The following is a 19,069-nucleotide window of genomic DNA, read 5'->3' on the forward strand; positions in this document are numbered from 1 at the left end:
ATGAGTAACGTAAAAATTACGGCCCCGCAGGCCGCAGAACAGAGTTCTTTCTTTGGCAACCTGCGTCACAAGCTGCCAAAAGACACCGGTATTTTTGTCGTGATGGTGGGCATTGCCCTGATTTTTGAAATTGCCGGTTGGTACGTACGTGACCAATCTTTCCTGATGAACACCAACCGCTTAGTGCTGATTATTCTGCAGGTGGCGATCATCGGTATCATCGCGGTGGGCGTGACCCAGGTCATCATCACCACCGGTATTGACCTGTCATCCGGTTCGGTTATTGCCCTCACCGCGGTGGTGGCGGCCAGTCTGGCGCAAACCTCAGACAGCCTGTCGCCGATGTATCCCTCGCTGGTGAACCTGCCTGCGGTGATTCCCATCGTCGCCGGGATTGGCGTCGGGCTGCTGTGCGGCGTAATGAATGGCGTGCTGATCACCAAAACCGGTATTCCGCCGTTCATCGCCACGCTCGGCATGATGGTGTCGGCACGCGGTCTGGCGCAGTACTACACGCAGGGTAACCCGATTAGCTTCCTGTCAGATGGCTTCACCTCCATCGGCCAGGGCGCGATGCCGGTCATTATCTTCCTGGTGGTGGCGTTCCTGTTCCACATCGCACTGAAACACACCCGCTACGGCAAATATGTCTACGCGATTGGCGGCAACATGACCTCCGCCAAAGTGTCCGGTATCAACGTTAATAAGTACCTGATCATCGTCTACACCATCGCCGGTGCGCTCTCTGGCCTGGCGGGTGTGGTGCTGGCGGCGCGCGTCAGTAGTGGCCAGTCCAGTATGGGGATGGCGTACGAACTGGATGCCATCGCCGCAGCGGTTATCGGCGGCAGCAGCCTGATGGGCGGCGTGGGGCGCATCACCGGTACGCTGATTGGTGCGGTGATTCTTGGCCTGATCAAGAGCGGCTTCACCTTTGTCGGTGTCGATGCTTACGTGCAGGACATCATCAAAGGCATCATCATCGTCGCAGCGGTTTCAATAGATATGCATCGCAACCGTAAAAAACGCTAATACGCTTCATACTTCACGCTGTAGCGGCGTTGGCTGCGAAAATTCCCCCCGGTCACATAGTTAACTATGCTCCCGGGGCTGAATTTTCTTGCCGCCTTGCTACAGCGCGAATTATTTTGCGTAGTGACATTGTGCACGGTCGGTTCCCTCTCCCGCGCGCGGGAGAGGGTTAGGGTGAGGGACAACGCGCACCGCCCGCCACATAAGTTTTCCAACTGGCTAACCCCCTTCTTTCCCGCTCGTTTTGTTCCATTCCCGCCGTTTCTGTTCACTTTCTGTGTTTTCTGCACCAAACCAGCTCATCCGGTCATCACTTTTTTGCACGCCTGACTCGCATTTTCTGCCCCATCGCGGTGCATGTTGTTCAACGCTTACGCAAATCACGTCATCGTCCGCGCTTATTAACTCCTTCGAGGTAATCACAAACGCTTATTTTCCGTGCCTTTAGGAAAAATCTGGCGATGCAATTTTGCGTCGCAAACAAACCTGGCCTGCATATTGCAAATTCATCTCCACAAGCCAGCAGGCTGAGACGCCCAACCTGGGTATTCGGGGATTGACGGAGGCAACATGAATTTAAGACGACTCAAGTATTTTGTAAAAATCGTCGATATCGGCAGCCTGACTCAGGCAGCAGAAGTGCTGCACATCGCGCAGCCTGCGCTTAGCCAGCAGGTCGCTACGCTGGAAAATGAACTCGATCAGCAATTGCTGATCCGCACCAAGCGCGGCGTGACGCCAACTGAAGCCGGTAAAATTCTGTATGCCCACGCTCGCACCATTCTGCGTCAGTGTGAACAGGCGCAAACGGCAGTAATCAACGCCGGTCAGGCATTGAACGGCCAGGTTTCTATCGGTCTAGCGCCGGGCACCGCCGCATCCTCGCTCACCATGCCGCTGCTGCAGACGGTGCGTGAGCAGTTCCCGGATGTGCTGGTGTATCTGCATGAAAACAGCGGCACCTCGCTAAACGAAAAAGTGATGAACGGCCAACTGGACATGGCGGTGCTGTACGATCGTGCGCCAACAGCGGGCATCAACAGCATTCCATTAATGAAAGAAGAGCTCTATCTGGTGGGCGCAACGGCGTGTCCGGGGGCGACTGTCGATCTGGCGGAAGTGGCGCAGATGAGTCTTTTCCTGCCACGCGACTACAGCGCGGTACGTAAACGTGTTGATGAAGCGTTCTCGCTGCGTCGTCTGAGCGCGCGCATCATCGGCGAAATCGAATCGATCTCCACGCTGACTGCGGCGGTGTCCAGCGGCATGGGCGTCACAGTGCTGCCAGAATCTGCGGCGCGTGCGCTGGTGAGTTCAACCCATGCGTGGATGGCGCGAATTAATAGCCCATCGCTGAATCTGCCGCTGTCGCTGAACATCTCTGCGCGTCTGCCGCTGTCGCCATCGGCGCAGGCTGTGAAAAATATTCTGCTGTCGCTACTGAATAAGCCAGCGGTAGAGGATCGTGAATTGATGTTGGTGGGTTAATCCCGCAGTAATCCCGTAGGGTCGCCATTCATGGTGACCTTTATTTTTTTATCTTCCTCGCAAAACCTCCCTTATTACTATTCCGCATAACACACCGTTTTTTATTATTTGTTGCAATGACACCAACTTCATAACATGGACGAAACAGGGGCAGGAACCAGGAGAAAAGGGTGTGAATTTCCAGCAACTTAAAATTATACGTGAAGCGGCCCGTTGCGAGTTCAACCTGACCGAAGTAGCGAATACGCTGTTTACCTCCCAATCAGGAGTGAGCCGCCATATCCGCGATCTGGAAGATGAACTGGGCGTGGAAATTTTTATTCGTCGTGGCAAGCGACTCTTAGGCATGACCGAACCGGGCAAGGCGCTGTTGACCATTGCTGAGCGCATCCTTGATGAAGCGGGCAAAGTTCGCCGCTTAGCGGATGTGTTTACCAATGAAACCAGCGGCGTGCTGACTATCGCCACCACGCACACTCAGGCGCGTTACAGCCTGCCTCGCGTGATTAAAGCGTTTCGTCAGCTCTATCCTAATGTGCGTCTTGAACTGAATCAGGGATCGCCGCAGGAGATCGTCGCCATGCTGCTGGCGGGTGAAGCCGACATCGGCATCGCCTCCGAGCAGTTAGTGAATAACAGTAGCCTCGCGGCATTTCCGTGGTTCAGCTGGCATCACTCACTTTTAGTGCCGCACGATCATGAGCTGTTGCAGCATCAGCCGGTAACGCTCGCCAGCCTCAGTCGTTATCCGTTGATCACCTATCGTCAGGGCATTACCGGCCGTTCGCGGGTCGATCGTGCTTTCCAGGCGGCAGGACTGAGGCCGGATATCGTGCTGAGCGCGCAGGATTCTGACGTGGTGAAAACCTACGTCGAACTCGGTCTTGGGGTAGGCATTCTGGCCGATCAGGCATGTGATATTTATGAAGGCGAAGACCTGGTAAAAATCGACACGCATCATCTGTTCGATGCCAATACCGTGTGGCTCGGTCTCAAGCGCGGTCAGTTGCAGCGCAATTACGTTTGGCAGTTCCTTGAACTCTGTAATGCGAATCTTTCGTTGGAGGAAATTAAGCGTCAGGCACTTTCCTACGAGACAGAAAACGAACCGGCTATCGACTTTCAGATTTAATGTTATCGGTCGCCATAAATGGCGACCCTACAAAACCATCCTTCGTAGCTACCGTCTTGCCCGTCAAGCGGTAGCTGCATAGTTTTCACTCCACGGCTTTCGTGTTTTCAGTACTCCGAAGCACAGATGCACCAGCTTGCGCATCACCGCGCCCAGCGCAACTTTGTTCGGTTTTCCTCTGGCGATTAGTCGCTCATACATCGCTTTTACCGGCGGGTTCCATCTTGATGCAACCACCGCCGCCATATACAGCTTCGCTCTCACCGCGGCCGGGCCCGTTTTTGACATTCTGGACAGCCCCCTTACCGAGCTTCCCGACGTTTTTTCTACCGGCACCACGCCCAGCCACGCTGCCACCTGTCCGGCGTTCCGGAACCGGCATGAGCGCAGCACTGACAACATCGTCGTGCCCACCACGCGGCCGATGCCTTTTATTGATTCCAGCAGTTCCCTGTCCTCATCCAGATCATCATAGTCATCGAAGTGGCTGGATATCAGCGCTTAAATGCGCTTCAGCCCATCCTCATGCGCTTTTTTTGTTCTGTTAAGCGAGTCGATAATTTCGCTGGCCGTTCGGGTGGACTCTGACTTTTCCAGACGGTTCGTCGCGCGCACGATATCCGCCTGTATGGCGTCCCGCAGCCGCAGCAGCTCCTTCAGCTTCCGCACTTCAGGCGAAGGCGGTATCCGGGCGTTGGGCTGTTTCAGCTCGCCGTATCGGGACAGAACCCAGGCATCAACCGCGTCGTTTTTAGTCAGAATACCCATTCCCCGGGCGAACTCCCGGACGCGCTGAGGATTGCTGATGCAAACCGTCACCGCCGTGTTTTCATGCAGCCCGTAAGCCACATTTTCGTGATAGACGCTGGTCGCTTCCATGACAGCCGTCACCTGCCCGGGGGGACATTTTTGTTTGTACAGCCAGTCGCAGATACTGCGTTCTGCGACATCGTCATTTTTAAGGGTTTTGCTTTTCTTTTTGCCGTTGCCGGGCAACAGGCAGAGGTCTATTTTATTTTTGCTGACATCAATACCGAGATAAATTATCTGCGGACTCCCTTTCACATAAACCATCACGCCATCTAGCCTTGTACATACGAAGTCAGAGCTTCTGGTTACCGTTCAGAGTAGTTGCTGGCGTGAAAGGAGAAACGGAGGGCTTGAAGCTACGATGAAAGATCGGGTCTTAAGGGTCGCCATTTATGGCGACCTCACTAGCAAGGAAAACCATGATCACACTACGCGCAATGACACAGAGCGACATCGAACACGGCTACGCCATCACCCAGCAGCTCAAATGGCCGCACCGCCGGGAAGACTGGCAGCAAGCGCTGGCGCTGGGTGAAGGCGTGGTCGCTGAAGAAAACGGCGAATTCGTCGGCAGCGCCTTTGGCTGGCGCTGGGGCGAGCAGGCGGCAACCATCGGTTTGGTAGTGGTGAATCCGCAGTTTCAGGGCCGCGGCACCGGCAAGCAGCTGATGCTGGCGCTGCTGGAAAAATTCCCCGATTACACCATTCGCCTGCACGCCACCGAAATGGGCAAAGGGCTGTACCAGAAGTTCGGCTTTGAGGTCACCGGCCACATTCAGCAGCATCAAACGCGCGAGCTGGCGTCGGTGCCAGCCGTCAACATTCCAGCCGGTTTAACGCTGCGTAACGCGCAAGCCGCAGACGCCGATCTGCTGATCGAACGCGATCACCAGGCGCACGGCATGTGGCGTCCCGCTCTGATCAACAGCCTGATCACCGATTTTCAAACCGTGCTGTTGCAGGATGCCAAACAGCGCGTGCACGGTTTTGCCAGCCTGCGCCGCTTCGGTCACGGCTGGGCGATTGGCCCGGTGATCGCGCTGAATCTCGACATCGCGCAAACGCTGATTTCCGCCTTGATGCAAGGCCTGCGCGGCGAGTTCGTGCGTATTGATACCGATGGCGCGCTGCCGCTGGCGGCCTGGCTGGAAACATTGGGCCTGGCGCAGGTCGATGCGCCCACTACCATGATTCGGGGAACGCCGTGGTCACCGCAACAAGGTGAGATGCAGGCATTCGGGTTGATGACCCAGGCGATGGCCTGATGCATATCGTCTACAAATCAGAAGCCACGCGCGGCGCGCACTGGCAGCGCTGGCTGGCGCAACATGCGCCGGATATTCAGCTGCACATCTGGCCGGATATCGGTGATGCCGGGCAGGTTGAACTGCTGGTGGCGTGGCAACCGCCGGAAAACCTGATGAGCACCTTTCCCAATCTCAAAGCGCTGTTATCGGTGGGCGCGGGCGCGGATCAGTTCGATCTCACGCAGCTACCGCCGGATTTGCCGGTAGTACGCATGATCGAACCCGGCCTGACGCAAGGCATGGTCGAATACGTCACCTTCGCGGTGCTCGGTTTGCATCGCGATATGCCGCGCTACTTTCAGCAGCAGCGCGCTGAGCAGTGGCAAACCCATCCGATTCGCACCGCCAGCCAGCGTCGTATTGGCGTGATGGGCCTCGGCGAACTCGGCCAGGCTTGTTTAAAACAACTTGTGTCGCTGGGTTTTGATTGCGCTGGCTGGAGCCGCACGCCCCGCGAGTTTGCTGGCGTGCGTTGCTGGCACGGCAGCGATCAGCTGGGGGATTTCCTCGCGCATAGCGACATTCTGGTGTGCCTGCTGCCGCTCACCGACAGCACGCGCGGGTTGCTCAATGCGCAGCTGTTTGCGCAGTTGCCCGACGGCGCCGCGCTGGTACAGGTGGGACGCGGTCCACAGCTCAATGAAACGGATTTACTGGCGGCGCTGGCGAGCGGCAAACTCAGCGCGGCGGTGATTGATGTCACCGATCCCGAGCCGCTGCCCGTCGGGCATCCGTTCTGGCAGCATCCGGCCATTTGGTTGACGCCGCACATCGCCAGCGCAACACAAACCGACAGCGCCGTCGCCGCGCTGCTCGACAATCTGCGCCGCTATCAGCGCGGCGAACCGATGGTCGGGCTGATCGATCGTAAGCGGGGATATTGACTGCGCTGAACGCCAAATTTCCCTGCTGATTCGCTGAGGATTTTGACAGGAAATGCCGCTGTCCAGCGGATTACGGCAGCGTGAGAAACCAACAGGTTGCGATACTTGAGCCATCCGAACGTTACGTGGAAAGGGGTTTTTAGAATACAGAATGTCATGGCGGAGCAGCAAACATATTCCGATAACTGCTTGTTATTGGACGCGCGTGAGCAGCATGTGCCACGTGGCGTCATCACGGCGCATCAGTTGGTGATCGAGCGGGCGAAAGGCAGCGAAGTATGGGACGTTGAGGGCAATCGCTATCTGGATTTCGTCGGTGGCATCGGCGTGCTCAACGTCGGGCACAATTATCCGGCGGTGGTCAACGCGGTCACCAAACAACTCGGTTTAGTGTCGCACGCTTGTTTCCAGGTGGGGGCGTATCCGGGCTACATCGAGCTGGCTAAGCGCCTCAATGCACTGGTCGGTGGCGGAGAAGATTTCATAAGCGTGTTCTTCACCAGCGGCGCGGAAGCGGTAGATGCTGGCGCGATCCAATCAACTCGGCGAGCAGCTAAACGCGCGCCTGCAACAGCTGGCCGAGAAGTATGCTTGCATCGGCGATGTGCGCGGGATTGGCTTTATGCAGGCGGTTGAGATCGTTGATTTCGAGACCAAAAAGCCGGATGCGGCGATGACGCAGAAAATCCTCGACTGCGCCTGTCAGGAAGGTTTGCTGCTGATTAAGTGCGGCATTCATCGCAACACCGTGCGCTTCCTCGCGCCGCTGGTCACCACCGATTCGCAACCGGAAGAAGCGCTGCATATCTTTGATATCGCGCTGGCGCGTGCCAGCGGTCGACTGGGTTAAAAAGCGCTTCCTCATTGAAATTATTGCAGTAATTTGAAAACCTTCCGCTGGTATAACCAGTTAACGAGATAGCACATTTACCTTAAAGCGTGTTGTATCTTCGGGGGGTTAAACCTAATTGCTGCGCTTTATTACCCGCAGCATTGAACATTCCCAGGAAGTGATTGAGAAGATGCTGGATGCGCAGATCGGCATCGATAAATATTTCAGTTATATCGTGATTAAATCACCGATTATGAAAAGCAGCGTGCCGTTGAGATCGTTAATTTCAAAACAGAATTCGGTGGAGTTTGGTTGAGTAATTTCTTTTTATTTTGAAAGCGGTCGCCATAAATGGCGACCCTACGAATGTTATCTGCGCGTTTTGTAGGGTCGCCATTTATGGCGACCTGGCGTAAGAGCAGCACTGAACTATTCCCCCGCAAATCCCGTAACGGCGCAATTTATTGCGCAATGCCAGGATGGGCGCGATGTAAATTTTGCAGAAATTCAAAAGCAGCGCGATTAATCGCGCTGCTACGAAATGTGCGGTTTTTAATATTGGACCCAAAAAAGCCACCGCAATAACACGGTGGCTTGAATTTAAATCACAGAACGAATTAATGATTAAACATCAAACCAGTTCAGTTTTCACTCCTTGCTGCACCAGCAGTTCAGCATCATCGCCGTGGCTATAAACGTTATATTCAACGCCCGCAACCGTAACTGTGCCATCCTGATGCTGCCATTCGCTGATATCGCTGCCTTCCGGCAGAATATCTTTGAGCTGAACCACATCACCTTCATTGCCTTTAACCAGCAACTGCGTTTTACCGTCTTCGATAAACAGATCTTTCTCGCCGTGCTGGAGCAGGGCGTTGAGATCGAGCTTTAGAATATTATCGCCGCTGCCGGTCAGATCGAAAACTTTAACATCTGATTGCTGGGATATAATGTATGAGGCATCTAATGTCATTTCTTCCCCAATGGCTACATATTCACTAGGGATAATGAATGAAGGGTCGTCAGTAGATTCCCAAAAATGAGGGGTAACTTGCGATTCCTCCAGCGATAAAATTCCATTGCTTGTTGGATAATTTCCATCGCCCCATTCAATCCAGTCAAATGCATTGGACAATCCTGACGTTGTTTTTATTTCTATTTGCGTGATGTCCACATTTTTCGAGATGAACTTATAGACGTGATTGTAATTGCTAGATTCTTTATTATGTACTGTTAATGAACCAATGATAGATTTAGTTGAGCTGTAGAAATTGATTTTAGAAATGCTAAATCCTTCTCCTTTCTGACGAACTGCTATATTAACGACATTGGTAGGTGCTGGGATTTCTAATGTAACTCTACTGTCTTTATTTATGCTTAAATTCTCACCGTAATAGAATCCAGATGAGTTTCCTACTTGCCCAGTCCAGCCGAGTTCATTCATTACGATCTTTGCACCGGAGTCCAAATAGTATGTTTGGCCCTCTACAAAATGAAGCGGGTTATAATGAAATTGCTCATTGCCATTTGATGCAGATATAACATTAATATTCAGATGGAACGCATTACCCCAGCCACCTGTTGAGCTCTTACTTGCCTGAAAATCCCACTTGCCCTGGGGCAGAACTGCTGGTGGCGTCCAGGTCCAGTTGCCAGCTGTATCGGTGGTGACGCTGTAAACGGTGGCGTTTGTGCCGTTGGTCGCACGCAGATAAACGATGCTGTTAGCTTCGGCCTGGCCGTTCAGTGTCGGCGTGGTGTCGTCGGTGGTATCACCATTTGCCAGCGCCTTGGGCGTGCCCATATCGTCATAACCGTCGGTGATAACCGGGTTAAAACCGTCGCTGCTGGTGATGCTCAGCGAGAAGGTGTTCGACCAGGCATTGTGACCCTGCGGCTGAACCTCAAAGCTCCAGTTGCCGGCTGGCAGGCCAGAGGCTGGCGTCCACGTCCATTTACCGCTGCTATCGACATCCACAACAACGGTATTCGCCAACTGCCCGACCTGTGTGAATCGCAGCACCACTTTGCCGTTGGCTTCGCCGCGACCGCTGAACGATGGCGTGGCGTCGTCGGTTATCGCACCGCTGCTCAGCTCGCCCTGCCAGGCACCAAAATCATCCTTCACCATTTCGATACGGGTTTTGCTGGCAATGTCAGCGGCGGTGGCGATATCCAGCGTGAACAGGCTGCTGCTGAAGCCGCCGATGCTGGCCTGGAACTCATATTCGCCGTAAGCCAGCGCGCTGCCCGGCGTCCAGCTCCACTCAGTGCCGTTCACCGTCGCGGTGGCGCGGCCGGTCCAGGTGCTGCTGCCCGCCAGACGATAATAAACGGTGACTGCGTTGCCGGCAGAAACGTCACCGCGCAGGGTTGGCGTGGTGTCGTCGGTCAGGGCACCGCTGCTGAGTTTGCCCATGTAGGTGCCAACGTCGTCGATGGCTTCTTTAATGGTGATGGTGTTTGGCGGCAGAACGGACGCGTCTTCACCAATCACAATGGTAAACGGCGCAGAAGGTGAGCCCGTACGGGGCACGTTAGCAAACGTCTCTTCAGCAACCAGTCGCAGATTATTCGTACCGTCTGCAAGGTCCTGCGATGGCTCCATCTTCCACACGCCGGTGTCTTTATCCGCAACGGCGCTGCCGATTTTCTCATTTTTGTCATTGAGCAGGTAAACCGTGGTGCCTTTCTGAGCAACGCCGGTCAGCGTCGGGCGTTTGTCATCGGTTGTATCGCCCGGTTCAAATCCGTGCTTCTCTGCGCCGAAATCATCATAGAGTTTGATCAGCAGCGGTGCTTCAGGCGGCGTGGAATCAACAACAATCGTGGCGAGTGTGGGTTCGGAAAGGTTTCCGGCCTGGTCGTACTGACGCAGCGAGAGGCTGTAGTTGCCATCGGCATACGGCGTGGTCGCCTCCCAGCGCCAGAAGCCATTTTCATCAATCGGGATCAGGAAGCGGTCGGTGCCGATAACCAGCTCGATTGTGCCTTTCTCGGCGAGTGGTTTAGTGTTGCCAAAGACTAAATTGCCGTTGGCTTTTTCGATATAGGTGGTTTCAGTGCGTGCAAAGAGCTCAATCATAAGAATATTCCATTATATTTTTTTAACAGTACTGTCTGTGTCCTGGCGGTGCGGTAACGTAGCCCTCCACAACACAGTGCTGAAGGATGTTAAAGCAACGGGTAATAGGGGCTTTCAAGAAAGGTCTGCAAAGAAAGTGCCGGGAATGAGTCATGGGAATAACGGTGTATGCAGCTTGTTATTGCGCCAGCACCACAGCATAAAATTTCATTCCGGTGGCAAAATCGCTGCATCCTGCGCGTTAGCGGCCGTGCTTAGGTTTTCACGGTTAAACCAACTCTCTTACACTGATTCCCACCGATACAAGGAGTTGTTATGAGCACACTTACCATTCCCGATCACATCTGGCAGCGCGATGCCTTCACGCTCTCCACCGAGCGCGTCAGGCTGGATTTCGATTACATCCATCAACAGCTGACGGAGAAGTCCTACTGGGCGAAAGACCAGTCGCGCGCCAAAACCGAGCGCGCCTTTGCCGGTTCGTTGCCGTTCGGCCTGTATCACCAAAACCAGCAGATCGGCTTTGCAAGATTAGTAACGGATTACACCCGTTTCGGCTGGCTGTGCGATGTGATGATTGATGAAAACTGGCGCGGTCACGGATTAGGCAGCTGGCTGGCGACGTGCGTGCGGGCGCATCCAGAGCTGGCAACGGTACATCGCTGGATGCTCTCGACCAATGATGCCCATCCGCTCTATCAGCGCCTCGGCTGGCGCGTGGTGCAGGATGCAAACAAACTGATGGAATTTCCTCCCTCCTGACACTGGAGTTTCACATGGGTTACCGCGTTGGCGTCGATATTGGCGGCACCAGCGCCGACGTGGCGGTGACGTCCGTTGGGCAGGGCGGCGGATCGCTGGCGTGGATTGATAATCAGGGCGTGCTGCAAATGGGGCCGGACAGCGCCGGATCGCTGCCGGGTCCGGTGTGCTTCCAGCGCGGCAGCACGCAACCGACCGCCACCGATGCCTTTGCCGCCTGCGGCATGATTGGTCACGGCGATCTCGGCTACAACGCGGTGCAGGTGGATGTCGCCGCCGATGCGATGGCCTTTACGCTGATGCGCACTGCTCACTCTACTTTCGTCAAAGAGACGGAAGATTTTTCCTGCCAGATCGTCAGCCGCGACGGCCTGGCGTTCGCCTCACCGCGCAGCTTCGGCGCGCCCTGGTACAGCGGCATTGATTACGGCCCGGTTTTGGGGCTGACCGACAGCTACGAAGAAGGCGATATCTGCATCACCAACGATTCCTACGCCGGTAACGTCGCCACGCACTCGCCGGATATCCATATCTGGAAACCGGTGTTTCATGGCGGCGAAATTGTCTGTTTTGTGGTGGGGCACATTCACAACACCGATGTCGGCGGCGCGGTGCCGACTTCGCTATCGCGCTCGCTCACCGATATCGTGCAGGAAGGGATTCGCATTCCACCGCTGAAAATTGTGCGCAACGGTGAACTGAATGAAGAGGTGGCGCGCATCATGCGCCTCAACGTGCGCGCGCCGGAGCAGAACTGGGGCGACTTCAAAGCGCAGATTGCCTCGGTCAACGTCGGCGAACGCAAAATCCACGACATCATCGCGCGTTTTGGCGTTACCGATTTTCTGCAAGGGATCGAAGGGATTCTCGATTACGCCGAAGCGCAGGCGCGCAGCATCATCAAGACCATTCCTGATGGTGAATACTTCTATGCCGATTTCGCCGATGAAGATGGTGAAGGCGGTTTCCCGTGCCGCGTGGCGATCACCTTGCGCGTCAGCGGTGACACGCTGGAACTCGATTACACCGGCAGCGATCCGCAGCGGGCTTCGTCGCTGAACATGCCAACCGGCGGACGCGAGCGTCATCCGCTGGCATTGGTTGGCGTGACGTATGTGCTCTCGACGCTGGATCGTAATCTGCAGCTCAACGCTGGCACCTTACGTCCGACGCGCGCCATTTTGCCGCCGGGCACGGTGATGAACTGCGAAGCCCCGGCGGCTGTCGGCATGCGGTCGCTGACTTGTGCGCTGTCGCAAATTGCCACGCTCGGCGTATTTTCGCAGGCGATTCCCAATCGCTTACCGGCCAATTCGCCGGCGGCAACTCGATCATGAACATCCGCACCACCGATAGCGCCGGAGCCGGGCGTTATCGCGGCGGTTTAGCCACCGAAATGGCATTTGATGTTTTTGCGCCGAATACCACGGTGACGGCTCGCAACCGCAACCGTTCGGTGTTCGCCTCTGCGGGCGTGCTGGGCGGCGAATCCGGCGGCCTTTCGCACTTCCGCACGCTGCGTAACGGCACGGCGATTGAACATGGCAACACCGACGTCATTCACTGCCAGCCCGGCGATATCGTCGAAGTGCGCGGACCCGGCGCGGGCGGTTACGGTTTGCCGGTGGAGCGCGATGTACAGCAGGTCTTGCAGGATGTGCGTTGTGGATTTGTCTCTGAGCAAGTGGCGCGCGATAGCTACGGCGTGGTGCTGCGCAACGGTGATATTGACGAGGTGGAAACCGCGCGGCAGCGGGCGGAAATGCCATCCGTTGCGGCGCAGCATTTCGATCACGGTGCGGCGATCGATGTTATTTTTGGGGATCTCAAACAGCATTATTCGGTGTGAAGTTTCTGCAAGGTCGCCATGAATGGCGACCCTACAAAAGCTCCGTAGGGTCGCCATTCATGGCGACCTTGCCGATAACCGCACAACCTCAACGATCCACATACAACCGATCCCATTGCCACTGCTGCGGGTTGTCTGCAATATATTTTCGTAACGCCAATAACTCCTTCTCATCCCGAATCACCCGATCATAAAAACTGCGTTGCCACACCTTTATTCCTGTTTCACGCGTTATCTCGGCTTTGAACCAATTAACAATATTTAGCAGGGTTCTCTGCGCGCTTTCATTCAGCCAAATAATGCCATGCAGGTGATTCGGCATCAGGACAAAGGCATCGAGAGTGATCGAGGAATCGCGCTGAGGTAAAGCCCGCCAGGTTTTGATGACGTAGTCCCCAAGCGGCGTGAGGCAGAATTCCGCTGCGATAAATTGACCAAATAAAGGTGAGCGGCGATAGCAAACCAGCGTGATGAAATACGCGCCATTGGCGCGATAATCATGGTGTTTCAAACGCAGGTATTTGCGGTTTTTCATCATGGCCTCCTTGCCGGAATGATTTTGCAAATTATCCGGCGAGAGGGCGATGACGGGATGTAAAACCTGAGGGGCGTATTCAGAATATTTTCCGTAGGGTCGCCATTTATGGCGACCTGGTCAAATGCCACTCACATCATCTTCTCAATCTCACTAAACGGCACCGCATGGCTAAACAAATAGCCTTGCAGCTGATTGCAGCCTGCGTCGGCCAGCGCGTTTTTCTGGCCTTCGGTTTCTACGCCTTCAGCGGTCACCGTTAAACCCATCGCGTGACCCAACCGCACTACCGATTCAATAATCGCGGTAGAGTTCTGCGCCACGCCCAGCGACTGAGTAAACGATCGGTCGATTTTGATTTTGTCCACCGGGAAGCTGCTGAGGTAATTAAGGCTTGAATAGCCAGTACCAAAATCATCTAACGCAATACGGAAACCGGCTTCGCGCAGCGCAATGATGCTGTTGCGCGCCTCGTGTTCATCTTCAATTAGCACGCCTTCGGTAATCTCCAGCTCCATACGCTGCGGATCGGCACCTTCTTCCTGCACGATATGGATGATGCGTTCAACAAAATTCACCGCGCGGAACTGCACCGGCGAGACATTCACCGCCACCACAATATCCGGCAGCTTCAGCGAGGTTTTACAGGCTTCGCGCAGCACCCATTCGCCGAGCGGGATGATCATGCCGGTCTCTTCGGCGATGGCGATAAAATCGCCCGGCGAAACGTCGCCGCGCATAGCGTGATGCCAACGCAGCAGCGCTTCCAGACCCACCACCTGCTGGCCGCGGATATCCATTAACGGCTGATACCACACCGCTAATCCTTCAAACTTCACCAGCGCCTGACGCAAGTCAGATGCCATCTGCTGGCGGGTGCGCAGCGATTCATCCATCACTTTTTCGAACTGGCGATACTGGCCGCGTCCATGGTTTTTGGCATCATAAAGCGCGATATCCGCTTTGCGCATTAGCTCCATCCGATCGATGCCATCCTTCGGTGCCAGCGCCAAACCCACGCTGACGCCAACCCACAACTCGCTGCCCACCAGCTGATAAGGTTCGCTCAGGCGGCTGATAATGCGTTTCGCCAGCGATTGCACCTGACCAATATTCTCTACATCCGGCATCACGATGATGAACTCGTCGCCGCCGATGCGGCCCACGGTGTCGCTGGTGCGAACAATCTCATTGAGTCGGCGCGCCACCTCAATAATCAACTCATCGCCGGCGTGATGGCCGTAGGTATCGTTGATATTTTTGAAGCGATCAAGATCCAGCAGCAGCAGCGCCACGCGCTGATCGTGGCGTCCGGCCAGTGCCAGCGCCTGGGTTAAGCGATCTTCCACCAGGGAACGATTGGGCAAACCGGTTAACACATCATGAAAGGCCAGATGCTGCGCCTGCGCTTCACTGGCTCCGAGTTTCAGCAGCGACTGCGACAGCTTGAGCGACGAGGTCCAGATGCGGCGCACCATTACCAGACACAGCACGGTAATCAGGATCACCGACAGCAAGGTAGACGGGCCGAGGGTGCGTAACATCTGCGCGCCGGGTTTATCGGGATTCCAGCTGAGATAACCGACCGGTTCGCCCTGTTGTGAATTCAGCAGATAGCGCGCTTTGGTTTTTCCCGCTGGCTCGCTGTCGCTGAAATGCAACTGACGCAGCTGGCTGCGATCGGCGAGGTTGCGCAGATAGCCATCGTCGAGAAACTTAATGCTCACCAGACGATAGCGCCCGGCCTGTTTGGTACTGCTGATATCGCCCACCGCCAGCGCGGCGGCGCGTTGACCGATGCGCACGAAATCGGCGTGATCGGTGGGGCCCGCTACCACATCGCTGTTTTGCACCAGCGGACTGTTCAGCATGTCCTGCAGATAAGGGCCGATGCGCTTGTCCGGCACCGGCTGGCCATTGCGCCACACGTTAATCAGCTGGTTGTCGCGGTCCAGCAGCACCACCAACTGGTGATCAAACATGTCATACAGCCAGCCGCCGACATTTTGCGTCAGCCAGCGTTGATCGGGATGCGACGACGCCAGCTGGTCGGCCAGCGGAGACCAGCGCGTCAGGCTGCGCAGCTGGCGCAGATGTTCCGTCAGGCTCTGGGTAAACGAAGCCTGGATCATGCGCTGTTGCTGATCGCGCGCTTCGTTATTGCTTAACGCTGTGCCCCAGAACAGACCCACGCCCGCGCCGACAAAGGAAAGAAGCAAAATTGCCAGCAGCGGCAAAATAACTTCACGCACAAAGTTGCGGCGAAAACCATCCGATAGTTTTATTGCGTTAATCATTTTAAAGTTGGCCTGACAAGAAGGGTTCATCCTTTAACCTAGCAGAACATCCGCAGGCTGTGTTCTGTAAGGGGACTGAAAGCGTGATGTAAATTAGCGTTAATTTTTTGAATGCTGTCACAAACAGAACAGTTAAAAATAATTTATTAAAAACGCCGTCCGTTTCGCTGCAATTCTGCTGCCCTAAAACAAATTCATCCGCCCGTCATTGAGCCGTCACGGCGCTGTCATCTGACATGCGCAATGTAATCGCCATCCCGCAGCAAGATCGCTGCGTTCCTCAACCAGATGAAGTATTGAGCGCGATGGGGATATCCAGACATCCGACCACTGTTTATCAGGCCGTTGCCGTCCAACAGGATCAGCCGCTGCAGGCGCCCGAGTACAACGAACCAACGCACATGATTCTGACGTGGTGAAAACCTATGTTGAACCTGGTCCTGGTGTGGGAATGCGGCCGATCAGGCGTGTGATATTCAAGAAGGTGCAGACCGGGTAAAAATCGATACGCATCATCTGTTCGATGCGAATACGGTGTGGCTCGGTCTCAAGCGTGGTCAGCTACAGCGTAATTATGGCTGGCAGTTCCTTGAACGCTGTAATGCCAATCTGTCGCTGGAGGAGATCAAACGTCAGGCGCTTTCCGAAGAGACAGAAAACGAACCGGCTATCGACTTCCAGATTTAATGTTTATTCCGGTCGCTATTCATGGCGACCTTTTCCCGCACAGCATAAAATTTCTTTTCCCATCGCAAAACAGACACCGACACAAATTTCATTCGACGCCGCACCGTTCGGCGGAACTAAATTATCCGGGTTAGGTCGCGAAGGGTCGCGTTAAGGTATCGAAGAATATCGAGAACAGAAGGGGTTTGATATTGGCAGTCTTTAAAATAAACAATGTGCGATAAATCGCGCCGCTTCGGATCTATTCTTGGCAATAAAAAGCCATCGCAATATCTGCGATGGCTTTTATTTAACCGTTTTTATCGATGGACTAATTCCTGTTAAACCAGCTCCGTTCTCACTCCTTGCTGCACCAGCAGTTCTGCATCGTCGTGGCTGTAGACGTTATATTTCACGCCAGCAATGGTAACAGTACCTTCCTGATGTTGCCATTCGCTGATATCGCTGCCTTCCGGCAGAATATCTTTGAGCTCAACCACATCACCTTCGTTACCTTTCACCATCAACTGGGTTTTACCGTCCTCGATAAACAGACCTTTTTCACCGTGCTGAAGCAGGGTGGTGAGATCCAGTTTCAGCGTATTGTCACCACGTCCAGTAATATCAAACACTTCAATCGATTCAATCTTGCTGCTTAATTTTTTCAGATCGAGGATTTGATCTTTTCCTGTCAGTTGCAGCGTGTCGATCTGGGATTCTTTTCCAGTGATTGGAGATTGATTAATCTCTTCGATACCCTCTAATAAATGAATGGCATCACTATTAACTTCACTCAGAGTACTGGAGGACGTACTGGCATTTTTGAACGTATAATTGATGTTGTCAAAATACACATCGCTGTAAAAACGAACAGCACCAATGAAATATGTGCCAGATATATAACCTATAAAATCATCTGAGGATATTGTCTTAATCTCATTGGGACCTAGTGGTACATTTAATGTAATTTCCATCGGTGGATGGCTGTTGTTGTCTGAATAGGTGCTAAGGGACATGACTGAAGTCATGGCGCTGTTAGTTGGGTTGGCTATCTGGAAGTCAACATAATGCGCATGGTTTACACTTGGTTTTTCATATGGTTCACCAGTTCCTTTATTTTTTGAAAATTTCAAAAACAATGTTGAAACTGTCGAGTTGCCTTGTGGGTCATATGTACCTACCCTTATTGCGGATCCAAATTCGGGAATGCCTGAATTTTTTACATAGTGGGAATATTTGTGATGAGCAGTTACAGAGACATCCTTATTAAGCGCAATATCTATACCATATATATATCCAATATTTAAATTTTCTAAATCCACAAAACCTGAGAAATCATCACCTTTGACAATATTCAAATACACCTTTTGCGCCCAGGCGGTGTCTCCTAATGCGTTACTGGCTTTTACGCGGAACTGCCAGGTCGCATAATCCAGCGCTGAAGGGGGGGTGTATTCCCAGTTGCCGTTGTTATCAACGCGGGCAGTACCCAGATCGCCCCAGCTGTCGCCCGTTTTGGCTGACTGGATATGCACGATGCTGTTTGGTGTTCCCGTACCGCGCAGGGTCGGAGTGGTATCGTCGGTTTTGGCTTTTTCGCCGTCCGGAATAACTGCGCCCGGTGTACCGACGTTATCGTAAAAATCAACCAGTACCGGGATCTCCGGTGCTACACCAATGGTCAGCGTGAAGCTGTTCCAGTCGCTCTGACCAGCATTCTGCACCTCAAAGGTCCAGCTGCCTTTCGCCAGCGCGGACGGCGTCCACGTCCAGTTGCCGCTGCTGTCCACGTTCAGGTTTACGGTGGTGTAGTTGCCGCTGCCCAGCTTGTAGCGCAGCGAAATCGTGCTGTTCGCCGGGCCGGTGCCGCGCAGGGTCGGCGTGGTGTCGTCGGTGCTGGCGCCGCTCGCCAGGCTGCCCGTCACCGTGCCGGCGTTGTCCCAGGCGCTTTCAATGATCGGGTAGCGATCCAGGTCCGGATCGATGGTCAGCGAGAAGCTGCTCCAGCCGCTCTGGCCGGCCTTCTGTACCTCAAAGGTCCAGCTGCCTTTCGCCAGCGCGGACGGCGTCCACGTCCAGTTGCCGCTGCTGTCCACGTTCAGGTCTACGGTGGTGTAGTTGCCGCTGCCCAGCTTGTAGCGCAGCGAAATCGTGCTGTTCGCCGGGCCGGTGCCGCGCAGGGTCGGCGTGGTGTCGTCGGTGCTGGCGCCGCTCGCCAGGCTGCCGGTCACCGTGCCGGCGTTGTCCCAGGCGCTTTCAATGATCGGGTAGCGATCCAGGTCCGGATCGATGGTCAGCGAGAAGCTGCTCCAGCCGCTCTGGCCGGCCTTCTGTACCTCAAAGGTCCAGCTGCCTTTCGCCAGCGCGGACGGCGTCCACGTCCAGTTGCC

The 19,069-nt window shown here is 54.5% G+C and carries 13 protein-coding genes and 4 pseudogenes; 11 read left to right on the forward strand and 6 right to left on the reverse strand.

Annotated elements, in window-relative coordinates:
- The 3 genes from K5Y30_RS16160 to cbl (K5Y30_RS16170) all read left to right on the forward strand — a co-directional run bounded on the left by K5Y30_RS16160 (window position 1) and on the right by cbl (K5Y30_RS16170) (window position 3,652).
- On the forward strand, window positions 1-1,032 hold the full coding sequence (locus tag K5Y30_RS16160) for an ABC transporter permease (protein WP_101763421.1): 1,032 nt from the start codon (window positions 1-3) through the stop codon (window positions 1,030-1,032).
- 570 nt (window positions 1,033-1,602) lie between these two features.
- Entirely contained in the window at window positions 1,603-2,520 is a 918-nt protein-coding gene (gene nac / locus K5Y30_RS16165; RefSeq protein WP_008109351.1) for a nitrogen assimilation transcriptional regulator NAC, read from the forward strand.
- A gap of 172 nt (window positions 2,521-2,692) precedes the next feature.
- A complete protein-coding gene (gene cbl / locus K5Y30_RS16170; protein WP_008109354.1) occupies window positions 2,693-3,652 on the forward strand; it encodes an HTH-type transcriptional regulator Cbl in 960 nt (319 codons plus the stop codon).
- Between the two features lie 63 nt (window positions 3,653-3,715).
- Here the strand turns inward: cbl (K5Y30_RS16170) and K5Y30_RS24960 are convergent, their stop codons facing one another.
- Together K5Y30_RS24960 and K5Y30_RS24965 are read right to left on the reverse strand one after the other, a co-directional pair.
- Window positions 3,716-4,150, reverse strand: coding sequence for a transposase (locus tag K5Y30_RS24960; protein ID WP_370634206.1), 435 nt, complete (start codon window positions 4,148-4,150; stop codon window positions 3,716-3,718).
- A gap of 3 nt (window positions 4,151-4,153) precedes the next feature.
- Window positions 4,154-4,726 carry a transposase gene (locus tag K5Y30_RS24965; protein WP_370634207.1) on the reverse strand — a complete coding sequence of 191 codons (573 nt, stop codon included), beginning with the start codon at window positions 4,724-4,726 and terminating at the stop codon, window positions 4,154-4,156.
- A gap of 155 nt (window positions 4,727-4,881) precedes the next feature.
- Between K5Y30_RS24965 and K5Y30_RS16180 the strand changes: the two genes are divergently transcribed.
- The 4 genes and pseudogenes from K5Y30_RS16180 to K5Y30_RS16195 form a co-directional block, all read left to right on the forward strand.
- Window positions 4,882-5,727, forward strand: a complete 846-nt coding sequence (locus K5Y30_RS16180; RefSeq protein WP_222184862.1) for a GNAT family N-acetyltransferase — start codon at window positions 4,882-4,884, stop codon at window positions 5,725-5,727.
- The gene (locus K5Y30_RS16185; RefSeq protein WP_222212149.1) at window positions 5,727-6,653 is read left to right on the forward strand and encodes a glyoxylate/hydroxypyruvate reductase A; all 927 of its coding nucleotides are present in this window, start codon (window positions 5,727-5,729) and stop codon (window positions 6,651-6,653) included. The genes K5Y30_RS16180 and K5Y30_RS16185 overlap by 1 nt, the downstream gene beginning before the upstream one ends.
- Window positions 6,654-6,797: 144 nt before the next feature.
- A pseudogene (locus tag K5Y30_RS16190) lies at window positions 6,798-7,503 on the forward strand (aminotransferase class III-fold pyridoxal phosphate-dependent enzyme).
- 118 nt (window positions 7,504-7,621) lie between these two features.
- Window positions 7,622-7,801: pseudogene (locus K5Y30_RS16195) on the forward strand (Lrp/AsnC family transcriptional regulator); the annotation flags it as partial.
- 315 nt (window positions 7,802-8,116) lie between these two features.
- Here the strand turns inward: K5Y30_RS16195 and K5Y30_RS16200 are convergent.
- Entirely contained in the window at window positions 8,117-10,570 is a 2,454-nt protein-coding gene (locus K5Y30_RS16200) for an Ig-like domain-containing protein (RefSeq protein ID WP_222212150.1), read from the reverse strand.
- Window positions 10,571-10,885: 315 nt separating this feature from the next.
- On the opposite strand from K5Y30_RS16200, the gene K5Y30_RS16205 reads away from it, so the two are divergent.
- Window positions 10,886-11,332 carry a GNAT family N-acetyltransferase gene (locus K5Y30_RS16205; RefSeq protein WP_222212152.1) on the forward strand — a complete coding sequence of 149 codons (447 nt, stop codon included), beginning with the start codon at window positions 10,886-10,888 and terminating at the stop codon, window positions 11,330-11,332.
- A gap of 26 nt (window positions 11,333-11,358) precedes the next feature.
- Window positions 11,359-13,136 (forward strand): annotated as a pseudogene (locus tag K5Y30_RS16210) (hydantoinase B/oxoprolinase family protein); the annotation flags it as partial.
- A 133-nt stretch (window positions 13,137-13,269) separates the two neighbouring features.
- Here the strand turns inward: K5Y30_RS16210 and K5Y30_RS16220 are convergent.
- Complete coding sequence (locus K5Y30_RS16220; protein ID WP_222212158.1) at window positions 13,270-13,719, reverse strand: transposase; 450 nt, start codon at window positions 13,717-13,719, stop codon at window positions 13,270-13,272.
- A 128-nt stretch (window positions 13,720-13,847) separates the two neighbouring features.
- Window positions 13,848-16,013 carry a bifunctional diguanylate cyclase/phosphodiesterase gene (locus K5Y30_RS16225; RefSeq protein WP_222212160.1) on the reverse strand — a complete coding sequence of 722 codons (2,166 nt, stop codon included), beginning with the start codon at window positions 16,011-16,013 and terminating at the stop codon, window positions 13,848-13,850.
- A 236-nt stretch (window positions 16,014-16,249) separates the two neighbouring features.
- Here K5Y30_RS16225 and K5Y30_RS16230 point away from each other — a divergent pair, with 236 nt between their 5' ends.
- Together K5Y30_RS16230 and cbl (K5Y30_RS16235) are read left to right on the forward strand one after the other, a co-directional pair.
- Entirely contained in the window at window positions 16,250-16,432 is a 183-nt protein-coding gene (locus K5Y30_RS16230) for a hypothetical protein (RefSeq protein WP_222212162.1), read from the forward strand.
- Window positions 16,408-16,700: pseudogene (cbl, locus tag K5Y30_RS16235) on the forward strand (HTH-type transcriptional regulator Cbl); the annotation flags it as partial. The gene K5Y30_RS16230 and the pseudogene cbl (K5Y30_RS16235), both read left to right, overlap by 25 nt.
- A 320-nt stretch (window positions 16,701-17,020) precedes the next feature.
- Here cbl (K5Y30_RS16235) and K5Y30_RS16240 read toward each other — a convergent pair.
- A partial coding sequence (locus K5Y30_RS16240) for an Ig-like domain-containing protein (RefSeq protein ID WP_222212164.1) occupies window positions 17,021-19,069 on the reverse strand: 2,049 nt, incomplete at its 5' end.

Origin of the sequence: Pantoea sp. DY-5 (assembly GCF_019795955.1) — a bacterium.
GTDB lineage: Bacteria > Pseudomonadota > Gammaproteobacteria > Enterobacterales > Enterobacteriaceae > Pantoea > Pantoea leporis.

Bases quoted from the DNA above. Each gene is read 5' to 3' on its own strand.
- K5Y30_RS16185 (WP_222212149.1), top strand. From the start codon at position 5,727: ATGCATATCGTCTACAAATCAGAAGCCACGCGCGGCGCGCACTGGCAG.
- K5Y30_RS16160 (WP_101763421.1), top strand. From the start codon at position 1: ATGAGTAACGTAAAAATTACGGCCCCGCAGGCCGCAGAACAGAGTTCT.
- K5Y30_RS16180 (WP_222184862.1), top strand. From the start codon at position 4,882: ATGATCACACTACGCGCAATGACACAGAGCGACATCGAACACGGCTAC.
- K5Y30_RS16230 (WP_222212162.1), top strand. From the start codon at position 16,250: ATGCGCAATGTAATCGCCATCCCGCAGCAAGATCGCTGCGTTCCTCAA.
- K5Y30_RS16200 (WP_222212150.1), bottom strand. From the start codon at position 10,570: ATGATTGAGCTCTTTGCACGCACTGAAACCACCTATATCGAAAAAGCC.
- K5Y30_RS24965 (WP_370634207.1), bottom strand. From the start codon at position 4,726: ATGGTTTATGTGAAAGGGAGTCCGCAGATAATTTATCTCGGTATTGAT.
- K5Y30_RS16205 (WP_222212152.1), top strand. From the start codon at position 10,886: ATGAGCACACTTACCATTCCCGATCACATCTGGCAGCGCGATGCCTTC.
- nac (WP_008109351.1), top strand. From the start codon at position 1,603: ATGAATTTAAGACGACTCAAGTATTTTGTAAAAATCGTCGATATCGGC.
- K5Y30_RS16225 (WP_222212160.1), bottom strand. From the start codon at position 16,013: ATGATTAACGCAATAAAACTATCGGATGGTTTTCGCCGCAACTTTGTG.
- K5Y30_RS16220 (WP_222212158.1), bottom strand. From the start codon at position 13,719: ATGATGAAAAACCGCAAATACCTGCGTTTGAAACACCATGATTATCGC.